Genomic DNA, 13,516 nt, shown 5'->3' with positions numbered 1-13,516 from the left:
AACCGAACAGAGGTCAGCCTAAATACATTTGGCCATTTTTCACCCACCACTAAAAAAAGCTTTAGTATTGTTAAGAATCGGATATGGTCGCCCCGAGCATGAATTCATTCTGCGGGAGGACTGATTATGAAATTGAAGACGGTTTTGGGACTAACCGTTGCCGCTACCCTGGCCATGCCTGCTTTGGCACAGGAAAGAGGCGGCACACTCAACTTTGCACGCTATGACGGGTCGCGCCTGATTGATCCGATCTATGCGGATCGCAACCCTGATATCTGGATGGTCGGCAGCCTGTTCGACACCCTGCTGCGGAGCAGTGCCGACGGCAATTCCGTCGAACCCGGCCTTGCTGAGACCTATACAGTCTCTGACGATGGTAAAACGGTTTCGCTGACCCTGCGCGAGGGGATCAAATTCGCAAACGGTACGCCCATGTCAGGTGACGACGTAGTCTTTTCCCTCGACCGAGCGCGCAATCCCGACCTGAGCCCCTGGGCTGGCTTGCTGGGTTCGATCGACGCGGTTACCGCAGATGGAAACGCGATCACGGTTGCCCTTGGCAGCCCGGATCCAACCATCCTGTCCATGCTGGCCACATTCAACACGGCAATCGTGTCCAAAGCGGCCTTTGAGGCCGCAGAAGGTGCAACAGATCAGGAAAAATCCGCTGCGATATTTGCCGCCACAGCCGCCGGAGTAGGCTCTGGCCCCTTCTATCTGTGTGGCTTTGAACAAGGTGCATCGATGGATTTCTGCGCCAATGAAAACTATTGGCGCATGGGCGCAGACGGCAAAGCTCTGCCGTATCTGGATGCCGTACATTTTGAGATCATCCCGGATGACGCTACCCGCATTCTGAGTTTGCAGGCCGGAGAAGTTGATGCCGCAGAATTCATCCCGTTCAGCCGTGTGGCCGAGCTGGAGCAGGATTCTAACATCAACATGAACCTCTATCCGTCCACGCGGATCATCTATTCGCCAATCAATACGCGCGATAACCGAGCCGATGGTTCTGCCAACCCACTGGCCGACGCCCGCGTCCGGCAGGCGCTGAACTATGGCACCAACAAAGAAGCGTTGATCGGGCTGGTACTGCATGGCGCGGGTCAACCGATGAGCTCGCCGTTGATGGCCAAGGCTACCCAATATGCCGCCGACATGACCCCGCTCTATGGCTATGACGTGGACAAGGCCAAGGCATTGTTGGCCGAGGCCGGGTTTGCCGATGGAACCGAAATCACCTTTACCACGCTGGCAGGTTCTGCGGACGATGCAACCATCTTTGCGGCGCTTCAGCAGATGTGGGCTCCTCTGGGCGTCGATCTTGTGGTCGAGCAAGTGGACGGCGCAACACGCGGCGCAAAGAACCGATCAGGTGAGTTTGACATTCACACCTATGGCTGGGTCAACGATGTAAATGATCCCAGTCAGGTGGTGGGCTGGCTGGGCCACACACCCACGGCCAAGGCAGTAGGAACCGGCTGGGAAAACGCCGAGTTTAACACCCTGTTCGACGAAGCCGCCGGTGAAATGGACGCCGAGGCGCGCAAAGCGAAATTCGCCCGAATGCAAGAGCTCTATGCCGAAGCAGCCCCCCTGCTGTTCATGTATGAGACCCCCTTTGCCGTTGCAGTTGGCTCAGCTGTCGAAGGCTATGTCCAGACCCCTCTGGGCAACAATATCTTCGATCAAGCAACCGTCAGCCGCTAAGGTAAGACCCCTGGTCCCGCCGCTTTCAGGCGGCGGGACAAATTTGCGGAGCTCGCTTTGTCCAGCCTGTCCTATATCTTCAAACGACTCCTGATGATGATCCCGACCTTTTTTCTGGTCATGATCATTATTTTTCTTCTTGTTCGATTGCTACCGGGGGACCCTGCCATTGCGATGGCCGGTGATCGTGCCTCGGACGCCGACATCCAGGCCATCCGTGAACGGCTTGGGTTGACCGAACCTATGCTGGTGCAATTCTGGCTGTTCCTGACCAACACCGTGCAGGGCGATCTGGGTCGGTCCATCCTGATGCGCTCGGATGTGATCAATGTGATTTCTGACCGGCTTCCTATCACAGTCTTCCTGACCGTGTATTCGGTGGTTTTGTCGCTGCTGATTGCCGGTCCGCTGGCCTTTGTTGCCGCGCTCAACCGGGGGCGCTGGCCTGATGCTGTGATCCGCACTGTCTTTCAGATCGGGCTGTCGATGCCGGTGTTCTATATTGGCCTCGTTCTGTTGACCTTTCTGGCAGCACAGCTGCGCTTGTTTCCGGTCGGAGGATATGGCGACACCTTTACCGAGCGGCTCTATCACCTGTTCCTGCCTTCAGTGACCGTAGCGCTTTACACCTCGGCCATCATCATGCGGAACCTGCGCAGCGCGATTATCGAGGTTCTGGACGCCGAATATGTCCAGTTCGCGCGTGCCAAAGGCCTGCCTCCTCGTTTGGTTCTGGGTCGCCACGTCCTGCGCAATGCGCTGATTTCCACGGTAACCCTGCTGGGCCTGTCTATCGGCAATCTGATGAGCGGGACATTGGTCACCGAAACCGTATTCGCCGTGCCCGGAATGGGGCGACTGATGCTCGAGGCTATCTTTGCCCGCGACTACCCCCTGATTCAGGGGCTGACCCTGACATTTGCTGTTCTGGTTTCCGTGGTTTTCCTGATGACCGACCTGTTTCAGAGTCGCCTTGACCCAAGGATGCGCCTGCAATGAGTGACGCGACCTTCAACAGCACCTCGCAGCGCCCCACCTTCATGCAGCGGGCCTTGCGCAAACCTGGGTTCGTGGCCGGGTGCATCATCATCTGGTTTTCGGTGCTGCTTGCCCTGTTTCCCGGCGTATTCGCGCCCTATGACCCAAGCGCAATCGACTATCAGGCCCTGCGCCAACCACCATCCTGGGCACATCCGTTCGGTACAGATCTGTTAGGGCGCGACAGCCTATCCCGCGTCATCTGGGCCTATCAGGTCAACATGCAGATGGCAATTTTCGGGACTGTATTCGCATTGGTCACCGGTATAACGATTGGCGCGCTGGTCGGGTATTATCGCGGCATCGCGGACATGATCTTTGGCCGCATCGTTGACGCTGTAATCACCTTTCCTTTCCTGGTTCTTGTCATTGCCGTGGTTGCGGTTCTAGGGCCGGGCCTGATCAACATGTATATCGCGATTTCAGTTGTTTACTGGGTCTATTATGCGCGCCTGATGCGGGCCGAGGTAATCGCTCAAATGGGGAATGACTATGCCTCGGCCGGGGTGGTGATGGGATATTCCGACAGCCGCATCATCTTCCGCCACCTGCTGCCAAACGCGATAACACCGGTTATTGTCTATTGGATGACTGACATGGCGCTGGTGATCTTGCTGGGGTCATCCCTTGGCTATCTGGGGTTGGGGGCGCAACCACCGCAGGCCGAATGGGGCGTGCTGATTGCCGAAGGGCGCAACTTTATCTCGACCGCCTGGTGGCTGAGCCTGATGCCCGGCATCGCCATCGTTCTGACCGGCCTTGGCTTTTCGCTTTTGGGCGATGGGCTTGCCGATCTGCTGAGACCGCGGGGATAGCGATGCAGGACCAAACGAAACTTCTAGAAGTAACCGGGCTATGCACAACCTTTCACAAGAACGGTCGCGCGTTGCCTGCGCTGCGCAATGTCAGTTTCGGCGTGAACCGGGGTGAGGTTTTGGGGCTAGTCGGCGAAAGCGGGTCGGGCAAGAGCGTCACGTTGCGCTCGATCATGGGGCTGGCGCGCCGCTATGGCGACGTGACCGGCCAGGTGCGCTGGAATGGGCGTGATCTGATATCCATGTCAGACAGGGCTCTTCGTCGGTTTCAGGGTCGCGAAATCGCGATGATTTTTCAGGAACCGATGACTTCGCTGAACCCTCTGCTGACTGTCGGACTGCAACTGGAAGAGACCCTGCGTGCCCATACCGACCTGCCCCGCGCCGCGCGCTTGGATCGGGCAATCGAAATGCTGGACCTTGTCGGCATCCCCTCGGCAGCGCAACGCTTGAAGGATTATCCTCACCAATTTTCCGGCGGAATGCGCCAGCGGGTCATGATCGCAATAGCGCTTGCCGCAGAACCCAAACTGTTGCTGGCGGATGAACCCACCACAGCACTGGACGTGACCATACAGGCGCAGATCCTCGATCTGATCCTGCGACTGGCGCAGGATATGGATATGGGGGTTGTGCTGGTCACCCATGATCTTGGCGTGGTTGCCCAGACTTGCGACAACGTGGCCGTTATGTATGCGGGGCGGATCGTCGAACAAGGGCCGGTCCGCGATGTGCTGCGGGCACCGCATCACCCCTATACTGTGGGTCTGATGCGGTCTGTGCCCGAAAACATCGCTCCTCGCACGCCGCTATATTCTGTTCCCGGAGTGCCGCCCGCACTGGATGCCCTGCCTGCTGGATGCGCGTTTGCACCGCGCTGTGCCGCCTGCATAGACGCCTGCACGCAAGAGCGCCCAGCGATGACCCTGATCACCGATCAAAGACAGGTCGCCTGTTTCAACCCGATAACCAAAACCCAAGGGAACGCCGCATGACTGCCCTGATGCAAATCCGCGACCTGCATCTGCGGTTCCCAATGGGCCGCAGCATCGGCGATGTCATTTCGCGGCGTCCTGGTCGCGAAGTACGGGCGCTGAATGGTGTCAGCCTAGATCTGACCCGCGGCGAAACTCTGGGCGTCGTCGGAGAGTCCGGGTGTGGAAAGTCCACACTAGCCCGGTGTATCGTGCGCCTTCATAAGCCCAGCGACGGTTCAATCTACTTTGAAGGTCAGGACATATTCGACGGCGAAATCAAAGCTGACCGCACCTATAACCGCCGGGTTCAGATGATGTTCCAGGACCCCTATTCATCGCTCAATCCCCGGATGACGACAGAGCAAATTCTGGCCGAAGCCCTGAGCGTTCACAACATGCGCCCAGAAGCAGAAATTCCCGACCGTGTGGCCGAGTTGCTTGATCTGGTCCGCCTTCCGAAGGACGCGCAAGACAAGCTGCCGCACGAATTCTCCGGAGGTCAGCGTCAGCGGATCGCCATTGCGCGCGCATTGGCGGTCGAACCCGAAGTTCTGATTGCGGACGAACTGGTCTCGGCACTAGATGTTTCGGTTCAGGCGCAGGTGGTAAACCTGTTGCTGGACCTGCAGCGGGAACTTGATCTGACAATCCTGTTTGTGGCCCATGACCTGCGGCTTGTCCGTCATGTTTCAAACCGGGTCGCGGTAATCTACCTTGGGCGGATCGTTGAAATCGGCGACAGCGAAACCTTGTTTTCCGCCCCCTCCCACCCTTACAGCCAAGCTCTGCTTTCAGCCGCCCCTTCGCTGGACCCCGACAACCGCGGTGCCGTCAAGCGGCTTGAGGGAGAGCTGCCTTCACCACTGAACATGCCCTCAGGGTGTCCGTTCCATGTCCGGTGCCCTCACGCCAGCAACATATGCGAAACCAAAGTGCCTGCCCTGATGCCTTTTGAAAATCGTGGCGAGGTCGCCTGTCACCATGTTGAAGAGATAAATGCCGATGCTTGATGCCCCCGGAACCGACCGATCCGCGATTGTTTCGGCCTTGCGCGCAGAGCTTAAAGCACAAGGTCTGGATGCCTTTATCGTGCCCCGCTACGACGCACATCAGGGCGAATATGTTGCCCCTCATGATGAACGCCTCGCCTTTGTAACTGGCTTCAGCGGCTCGGCAGGCATGGCCATCGTCACACCCGAAACTGTCGCTTTATTTGTCGATGGCCGCTATGTGGTGCAGGCTGCAAACCAGTGTGCCGAGGCTGTTTTCTCGCACCATCATCTGTTTAACGAGCCGCCCGAATACTGGCTGGCCGCCGTTGCACAGAAAGGATGGAAAATCGGCTTTGACTCGATGCACCTACCGCCGGTCTGGTTTGACCGATTTGAGCACGGGCTGGAAGGCAGCGGTGCCGCGATGGTAGCGACGGCTTCAAATCCGGTCGATGCAGTCTGGACCGACCAACCCGCTGCCCCCCAAGGACAGATCGAGCCATTTCCACTTCAGTTTTCGGGCCGGGCGGCGGGTGATAAGATCTCGGATCTGGCCACTGAGCTAACACGCCGAGAGGCCGGCTTGCTGGTGGAAACTCAGCCCGACAACATCGCCTGGCTGCTTAATGTGCGTGGCTCAGACGTGGCTTTCAACCCTGTTCCCAACTCTTTCCTTCTGTTGCAAAGCTCGGGCCAAGTGCACTGGTTCGTGTCTGACCAAAAACTGGATGCCGATGTCACTGACCACATGCCGGAAAATGTTTCGGTTCAGGCGCCGGATGGTTTTCTGTCTACACTCAGTGATCTCACAGCGCCCGGCCAGGCTGTGATTTTCGACCCCGATTTTTCGCCGACGGCGGTCAAACAAGTGCTGGAGCGTACCGGAGCGAAGGGCGTGCCGGTCAACGGATTGTTAAGCAAAACCAAAGCCCGCAAGAATACAACGGAACTGGAAGGGTTGCGCGCTTGCCATATGCGGGACGGGATCGCCTGGACCGAATTCTGCGCCTGGCTGGCGGCTCAGGTACAGAAACAGGCTGAGCCGGTGACCGAGCGTGAAGCAGAACAGCGGGTATTGGCCTTCCGCCGCGCTCAGGATGGGTTCATCCACGAAAGCTTCAACACAATCTCGGCCGCCGATGGCAATGCCGCGATGTGTCATTACGCTACCGAGGCCGACAATACCGTTCCGATCCAACCGCGGGGCACATACCTGCTGGATTCCGGGGGGCAGTACGACACCGGTACAACGGATGCCACGCGCAGCTTTTCGTTCGGGCCTCAGCGGCCTGATGGATATGACCGGGCCTATACCGCAGTGTTCAAGGCCTTTCACGCTCTGGCCACGCTGCGCTTTCCTGCAGGCACACAGGGCCATCACATTGATGCAATCTGTCGCCGCCCGCTGTGGGATCTGGGATTGGATTATGACCACGGAACGGGTCATGGAATTGGCCACCGGTTGTCTGTCCATGAACATCCGCAGCGCATTGGCAAACCTTACAACCCGGTCGACCTGATGCCTGGCATGGTTATGTCGATCGAGCCGGGATATTACGAGGCCGGCAGGTTCGGCATTCGCATCGAAAACCTGTTCGAAATTGTCGAGGCAGATGACGGATTTCTGGAGTTCTCGAACATGACCTGGATCCCGATCCAGACGGATATGTTGATGCCAGATATGCTGAATCAGTCAGAAATTGACTGGATCAATGACTATCATGCCAAGGTTCTCAGACAGGTCGGGCCGCATCTTTCGCCTCTGGCCCTTAGATGGGCCCAGACGGCCTGTGCACCGCTGACCAAATAAACCAGAGTTTTGCCATCAGACCACCGTTCGAGGCGTCTTTCCTGCAAATACCGGCTGGACCCGGGCACCCTGATATTCGCAGGCGTTATCCAACCAGGCCAGAAACAGACGCGTGTTTCCAACAATGTGAGGGACAAAGCCGAAATCCGGTCGATTACCGGCCAGCTTTTGAACCAAAGAACCCGTTTGCAACACGAAGATCGCGCCCCCTACCACAACGGCGGCGCTGATTGTGGGCGAGGCTGCGATCTCATGGCTTTGGGTTCCGGCCACCCAAAGAGCAAATGCCAGACGCGTCATCGCCACCGTATCCGTGACGCGGCGCAAGCCAGGAAGGAAATAGGTGGATAGAGCCGTCGCGCATACAATGACAGCCATATAGATCAGGCCGATAACAACCGGGACGGGTAATCCGAAACGCGTTGCCTCTATATGTGAGTAAAGAGTGAAACCTGAGGCAAAAGCCAGAGCCGCAATCAGCGACAACCGCCGTCTTTCGAGACTTAGATGCCTTGTGACTCTTTTCACTGCGTCGACCCTCATGTTTTGTTGAGGATCTGTTTGAGATATGAATTTGTGATTGATCTGACGAAATAGCGGCGGAAGTTTGTCTTTGTCTCCCCTCACCATTCAATCGGTCGCCCAAATGACTTGGTTACGCCCTGCACGTTGGCCTTTTCACTCTGGTACGAGCGCAAAATCCAGCCCGGTTTAGGCCGCTGCAACCCGCTTCGGCGGCCCTGTGATTTCAGAAAAGAGGTTTGGCAGAATTCTCACCTCCTATGGTGAAAATCGCTCAAATTCATTCCGCTGGGCCCGTTTCAATGTCGCTTGCCTTCAGGATAAATGTGCTGTCGCTTCAATTTCCAACAAGGCCTCGTCTTCGACCAAACCTGCCACGATGATCATTGACATCGCAGGAAAATGCCTGCCGAAAACCTCACGATAGGCGGCCCCAACTTCGGCTTGCAGAGACAGATATTCGCGTTTGTCTGTTACGAACCAGGTCAGGCGGGTCACATCGCGGGCCGAGCCACCAGCGGCCTCGACAATATCAACGATATTCTGCAGCGCCTGTTTCATCTGTCCGATGAACCCGCCGCTGACAAATTTCTTGTTCGCGTCCCATCCTATTTGCCCGCCGATATGTAACGTTCCATCTTTGGTCAAAACGCCATTGGCATATCCTTTGGCAGGCAACCAGCCGTCGGGGTGAATTGTCTTGTGGCTCATAGCGCGTCGTCCCTGAATGCCTCGAGTTTTTTACGGATGTCTGCGGGCCAGGCCGTTGGACCGCCCTTTGAATCTACATGAACAAGCGTTGCTACGCTTGTCAGTCGCTCCTCTTGCGCACAACTGGCCACGACCGAGTATTCGGCTGAACTGCGTCCGATCTTTGTGATCTTCATCCGGAATATCAAATGGTCACCGTGACGGCTGGGCGCTGAAAATCGGGTTTGTATCTGTGCGGTAGGCACTGCGCCAACAGGATGAATCTCTTCAAACGGTTTGCACAGCACCTGATCGAAATAGGTCTCAACGCAATCATTGATCATCTCGAAATAGCGCGGGAAAAAGACAATCCCCGCCGGGTCGCAATGTTTGAACAGAACCTTTTGGTGGAATTCAAAAGTCATCAGACCCCCACATATTTTTCTGTGATGTCATGACCGAGATCCACCATCGCGCCAGACCAGACTGTTTTACCGCGCTCAAGAATGACCGCGCGGTCAGACACCAGCGCCAACTCTTTCAGAGACTTGTCGATCAACAGGATCGAAACATTGGTTTCCTGTTTCAGGCGATGCAAGACCGACCAGATTTCCTGTCGCACGATCGGAGCCAGCCCTTCGGTTGCTTCATCGAGGATCAAGAGCTGCGGATTTGTCATCAGGGCGCGCCCGATAGCCAGCATCTGTTGTTCTCCGCCGGATAGTGAGGCTGCCCTTTGGCCCTGACGTTCCTCTAACCGTGGGAACAGTTCAGCCACCTTCTGCAATGTCCAGGCACCGGGTCTGGCAGCGGCGATCAGATTCTCGCGCACCGTCAGGTCGGCAAAGCACCGGCGCCCCTCGGGTACCAGCCCGACACCAAGACGCGCGACCTTATAGCTGGGCAAAGCGTGCAGATTCTGATTGTTCAGCGACAGGGTGCCCTCGGACCGGATCATCCGGCAAATGGCTTTGACAGTCGTGGTCTTGCCCATCCCATTGCGCCCCATAAGGGCTGTAACCTCGCCCTGCGCCAGAGAAAGATCGACACCAAATAAAGCCTGACTGACGCCATATGTCGCGGTCAGGTTTTCTACCCGCAACAAAGTCATGCCTCATCCCCCAGATAGGCATCGCGCACCTCACGGCTTGCGCGGATTTCATCTGCCGTCCCGGTTGCAATCACCTTGCCATAGACCAATACGCTGATCCGATCAGCCAGCGCAAAAACGGCGTCCATATCATGTTCGACAAGCAGGATGGGCGCCTCTTCCCGCAGACCGTCAAGAAACCCGGTCAACCGCTTGGACCCTCCAGCGCCAAGCCCGGCCATCGGTTCATCCATGACAAAGACCCGAGGTGACAAAGTCAAAGCCACGGCGACTTCAAGCTGGCGGCGTTGACCATGGCTGAGATTTGCGCAACGCGTTTCGCGTTCATCGCCCAGGCCCACCCTTTCCAGCGCAGCCTCGGCCCTTTCGAGCAGCTCTGACCGTTTCAAGGCAGGTTTCCAGAACCGCCATACGAGGTTTTCCGCCCCCATGGCGCTCAACACGACATTTTCCAGAACCGTATCTTCCATGCACAGTTCAGATATTTGGAACGTCCGCCCCATCCCTGCCCTTGCCCGCTTTTGCGTGCCCAGGTCCGACACATCCTGTCCGCACAGCAAAACACGCCCCGAATCCGGTTGCAAACCTCCGCAAATCTGCTGGATCAACGTGGATTTTCCCGCTCCATTCGGACCAATGATGGCGTGGATCTCTCCTCGCCTGAGATCAATCGAGACGTTATCCGTAGCCTTTAACGCACCAAAGCTTTTGTTCAGACTCTCGGTGGCAAGGACGGGATCAGACATGTGCCCCCTCTTTCCCGGTTAGCAGCCCAATCAGGCCACCGCGACCAAACAGAACGATGCACAGCAGAACAATACCCAAATATACATGCCAGAAATCGGTTAGTTCACCCAGAAAATGCTCGAGCGCGACAAACACGCAAGCCCCAATTACCGGACCCATCAGGCGTCCGACACCTCCGATGATTATCAGCACAATCAATTCGCCCGAAAGCTGCCAACTGAACATAGACGGCGAAACGAACCGGTTGAGATCGGCAAACAGCGCCCCGGCCAGACCAGTGACAGCGCCGGACAGAACAAAGGCCAGAAGTTTCAGCCGCATGGGGTTCAATCCCACAGTCTCGACTCGCGCCGTAGATTGCCGTGTCGCATTAAGAGCCAGCCCGAATGGCGCGGCTTGCATCCGCGCAAACAGGAACAGGACGAGACATAGCAGCGCGAAACAGATGCCGTAAAACTGGATCGGATCCAATGTGTTGAGGCCGGGAAAACCGTTGCGAACATAGATGGATAATCCGTCTTCGCCCCCGTATTGCGCCCAAGAAATCGCGAAGTAGTAAAACATCTGTCCGAAGGCCAGCGTAATCATGATGAAATAAACGCCTGACGTTCTTAGGGACAGAAGACCGACGAAAAAGGCAGCAATGCCCGAAGTAAGCATCGCAACTATCCAGATCACGGGCATGGATTTACTGCCTTCGATAGAAATCAAGCCCAGATCCAGTGCCGTGTAGGTCTGCGCGTGATAGGTCAGAATGCCCATCGCATAGCCGCCGATCCCGAAGAAAACAGCATGGCCAAAGCTGACCAACCCCCCGATTCCCAGGATGACATTCAGACCAACCGCTGCAAGCGCCAAGATCACCGCCCGCGTCACAAGCGTGATTGTGAAGGGCTGGTCCGCGGCCAGCGCCCAAAGGGGCAGCGCCAGCAGGCCGGCGATCATCAGGCCATTGATGTATCTTTCATTCATTCTCATGCGCGGGCTCCGAACAGACCTGTTGGGCGCCAGATCAGGACCAATCCCATCAGAACATAGATTCCCATTGACGCCAGAGCCGAGCCGCTTTTCTGAGCGGCTCCCGGTTCCATGAACAGTTTGAACAGCTCGGGCAGGAAAACCCCGCCCAGCGTGTCGGTTAGCCCAACCAACAGCGCCCCGATGAACGCCCCCCGAACTGAGCCTATGCCACCGATTACGATAACCACGAAGGCCAGGATCAGAACAGGTTCACCCATGCCCACCTGTACCGACTGAATTGCCCCAACCAAAGCACCGGCAAGCCCCGCCAGCCCCGCCCCTAGTGCAAAGACCAACGTGTAAAGTTTCGAGATGTCGATGCCCAGTGCGGCAATCATTTCCCGGTCGTTCTTACCGGCCCGTATCTGCACACCCAAACGCGTGCGTTCGATCAGGGCCCACAAACCTACTGCAACAGCAAGACCAATCCCGATCAGGGTTAGGCGATAGAGGGGATATTCAATCCCGCCCTGCAGCGTGATCGGACCCGAAAGTGCAGCTGGAATATCCAGGAACAATGGGAAAGACCCAAAGACCCACCTTGTCCCTTCGGAAAAGATCAGGATCAGTGCAAAGGTGGCCAGAACCTGATCCAAATGTGGTGCCTGATAAAGCCGCCGGATAACGAGCATTTCTACGATCACCCCTGCCAGTGCGGCCGCAGCCAGAGCAGCAATCAAAGCAAGCAGAAATGACCCGGTCGCCCCTGCAACTGCTGCAGCGGCAAATGCACCCACCATGTACAAAGAGCCATGGGCCAGGTTGATCAGGCCCATCACCCCGAAGATCAGCGTCAGGCCAGCAGCCATCAAAAACAACATGACGCCGAACTGCAGCCCGTTCAGGATCTGCTCGATAATCAGGATCGAGGACATGGAAACTCCGGTGATCTGCCCGCCCACTTTTAGGGGCAGGCAGAAATTCAGTTACATTTTGCACTCGGCCGCGTAGGCATCAGAGTGGTTTTCAAGAGCTACGCCAAGGATCTTATTGGTAAATACATCACCTTCTTTGATCACTTCGCGCGCATAGATGGTCTGAACCGGATGATGGTTCGGGCCAAAGCTGAAATCCCCTCGTGTGCTGTTGAAATCCGCCGCCCTCAGCGCTTCGCGGAAGGCATCCACATCTGACGGGTCAGCCTTGTTAAGCGCGGCAAGCAACAGGTTGGCGGTATCGAATCCCTGACTGGCGTAAAGCGAGGGAAGACGTCCGTATTTTGCCTGAAAGCTTTCAACAAAGGCAGCGTTGGTCGGGTTGTCGATATCCTTGTTCCACTGCGAAGTGTTCACCACGCCCAGCGCCGCATCGCCTACCGCCTGCAGAATGCCCTGATCAAAGCTGAAGGCTGGGCCAACAACTGGAAGATCGATCCCGCTGTCGGCATATTGCTTCAGAAACGAAATCCCCATCCCGCCGGGCAGGAAGAAAAATACGCTATCCGCATCGCTTGCGCGGATTTGCGCGATTTCAGCTGCATAATCAGTCTGGCCAAGCTCGGTATAGATCTCACCGGCCAGATCACCTTCGAAAAAGCGTTTATAGCCAGTCAGCGCGTCGACGCCCGCCGGGTAATTCGGAGCAAGTATGAAGCTGCTCTTGTAACCCGCACCATTGGCGTATGCGCCCGCGGCCTCGTGCAGGTTGTCGTTCTGCCAGGCGACGTTGAAATAGTTCTGGTGACAGCCCTTCCCCGCCAGAGGTGACGGGCCCGCATTGGGTGACAGATAGAAAACGTCCTGGTTCACGGCGGCTGGCACAACCGCCATCGCCAGGTTTGACCAGATGATACCGGTCATCACATCTACACGTTCGGATTGGATCATCTTGTCTGACAGCTGTACCGCGATATCCGGTTTGCGCTGGTCGTCTTCGATCACCACCTCGATATCATCCCGCCCCGATTGAGCAATCGCAAGCATGAACCCATCCCGTACGTCGATGCCCAAACCGGCCCCGCCGCCTGAAAGCGTTGTGATCATCCCCACCTTAACTTCCGCTGTAACACCCGTCGCGCACAGCGCGGTGATCGCTGCAGCCGCCAATAGTCTCTTCATCGTCTTCTCCCTTCGTTGGCCCTATGA

At 56.7% G+C, this 13,516-nt stretch carries 14 protein-coding genes; 6 read left to right on the top strand and 8 right to left on the bottom strand.

Translation table 11 applies throughout. The features are described from left to right. Nucleotides 1-126 precede the first annotated feature (126 nt). From AC2FIM_RS14055 to AC2FIM_RS14030, 6 genes are read left to right on the top strand one after another with little or no spacing between them, the layout of a single operon-like run. Nucleotides 127-1,710 (top strand): ABC transporter substrate-binding protein, encoded by a 1,584-nt coding sequence (locus tag AC2FIM_RS14055; RefSeq protein ID WP_271950020.1) that lies wholly within the window; start codon nt 127-129, stop codon nt 1,708-1,710. A 57-nt stretch (nt 1,711-1,767) separates the two neighbouring features. Further along, on the top strand, nt 1,768-2,709 hold the full coding sequence (locus AC2FIM_RS14050) for an ABC transporter permease (RefSeq protein ID WP_142637818.1): 942 nt from the start codon (nt 1,768-1,770) through the stop codon (nt 2,707-2,709). Then, nucleotides 2,706-3,563, top strand: a complete 858-nt coding sequence (locus AC2FIM_RS14045) for an ABC transporter permease (protein ID WP_496732073.1) — start codon at nt 2,706-2,708, stop codon at nt 3,561-3,563. Before AC2FIM_RS14050 ends, AC2FIM_RS14045 begins: the two co-directional genes overlap by 4 nt. Before the next feature lie 2 nt (nt 3,564-3,565). Further along, complete coding sequence (locus tag AC2FIM_RS14040) at nt 3,566-4,558, top strand: ABC transporter ATP-binding protein (protein WP_142637814.1); 993 nt, start codon at nt 3,566-3,568, stop codon at nt 4,556-4,558. After that, on the top strand, nt 4,555-5,550 hold the full coding sequence (locus AC2FIM_RS14035; protein WP_142637811.1) for an ABC transporter ATP-binding protein: 996 nt from the start codon (nt 4,555-4,557) through the stop codon (nt 5,548-5,550). Before AC2FIM_RS14040 ends, AC2FIM_RS14035 begins: the two co-directional genes overlap by 4 nt. After that, nucleotides 5,543-7,342: an aminopeptidase P family protein gene (locus tag AC2FIM_RS14030; RefSeq protein WP_496678002.1), complete on the top strand. Its 1,800-nt coding sequence runs from the start codon at nt 5,543-5,545 to the stop codon at nt 7,340-7,342. The genes AC2FIM_RS14035 and AC2FIM_RS14030 overlap by 8 nt, the downstream gene beginning before the upstream one ends. Before the next feature lie 15 nt (nt 7,343-7,357). Here the strand turns inward: AC2FIM_RS14030 and AC2FIM_RS14025 are convergent, their stop codons facing one another. From AC2FIM_RS14025 to AC2FIM_RS13990, 8 genes are all read right to left on the bottom strand, one after another. Then, a complete protein-coding gene (locus AC2FIM_RS14025; protein ID WP_142637807.1) occupies nt 7,358-7,870 on the bottom strand; it encodes a hypothetical protein in 513 nt (170 codons plus the stop codon). A 309-nt stretch (nt 7,871-8,179) separates the two neighbouring features. After that, nucleotides 8,180-8,575 carry a RidA family protein gene (locus tag AC2FIM_RS14020; protein WP_142637805.1) on the bottom strand — a complete coding sequence of 132 codons (396 nt, stop codon included), beginning with the start codon at nt 8,573-8,575 and terminating at the stop codon, nt 8,180-8,182. Next, nucleotides 8,572-8,979: an acyl-CoA thioesterase gene (locus AC2FIM_RS14015; protein WP_142637803.1), complete on the bottom strand. Its 408-nt coding sequence runs from the start codon at nt 8,977-8,979 to the stop codon at nt 8,572-8,574. Before AC2FIM_RS14015 ends, AC2FIM_RS14020 begins: the two co-directional genes overlap by 4 nt. Continuing rightward, nucleotides 8,979-9,665: an ABC transporter ATP-binding protein gene (locus AC2FIM_RS14010; RefSeq protein WP_271950007.1), complete on the bottom strand. Its 687-nt coding sequence runs from the start codon at nt 9,663-9,665 to the stop codon at nt 8,979-8,981. Before AC2FIM_RS14010 ends, AC2FIM_RS14015 begins: the two co-directional genes overlap by 1 nt. Continuing rightward, nucleotides 9,662-10,411 (bottom strand): ABC transporter ATP-binding protein, encoded by a 750-nt coding sequence (locus AC2FIM_RS14005; protein WP_496678003.1) that lies wholly within the window; start codon nt 10,409-10,411, stop codon nt 9,662-9,664. The genes AC2FIM_RS14010 and AC2FIM_RS14005 overlap by 4 nt, the downstream gene beginning before the upstream one ends. Further along, nucleotides 10,404-11,384, bottom strand: coding sequence for a branched-chain amino acid ABC transporter permease (locus tag AC2FIM_RS14000; protein WP_271950103.1), 981 nt, complete (start codon nt 11,382-11,384; stop codon nt 10,404-10,406). The genes AC2FIM_RS14005 and AC2FIM_RS14000 overlap by 8 nt, the downstream gene beginning before the upstream one ends. A 2-nt stretch (nt 11,385-11,386) precedes the next feature. Beyond that, nucleotides 11,387-12,307 carry a branched-chain amino acid ABC transporter permease gene (locus tag AC2FIM_RS13995; RefSeq protein ID WP_281973167.1) on the bottom strand — a complete coding sequence of 307 codons (921 nt, stop codon included), beginning with the start codon at nt 12,305-12,307 and terminating at the stop codon, nt 11,387-11,389. Nucleotides 12,308-12,358: 51 nt separating this feature from the next. Then, nucleotides 12,359-13,489, bottom strand: a complete 1,131-nt coding sequence (locus tag AC2FIM_RS13990; RefSeq protein WP_281973168.1) for an ABC transporter substrate-binding protein — start codon at nt 13,487-13,489, stop codon at nt 12,359-12,361. Nucleotides 13,490-13,516 lie beyond the last annotated feature (27 nt).

It is taken from the genome of Ruegeria sp. CDSC052 (assembly GCF_059610685.1).
The sequence above is the reverse complement of the archived record's forward strand: the minus strand, read 5'-3'. Positions and strand labels throughout refer to the sequence as shown.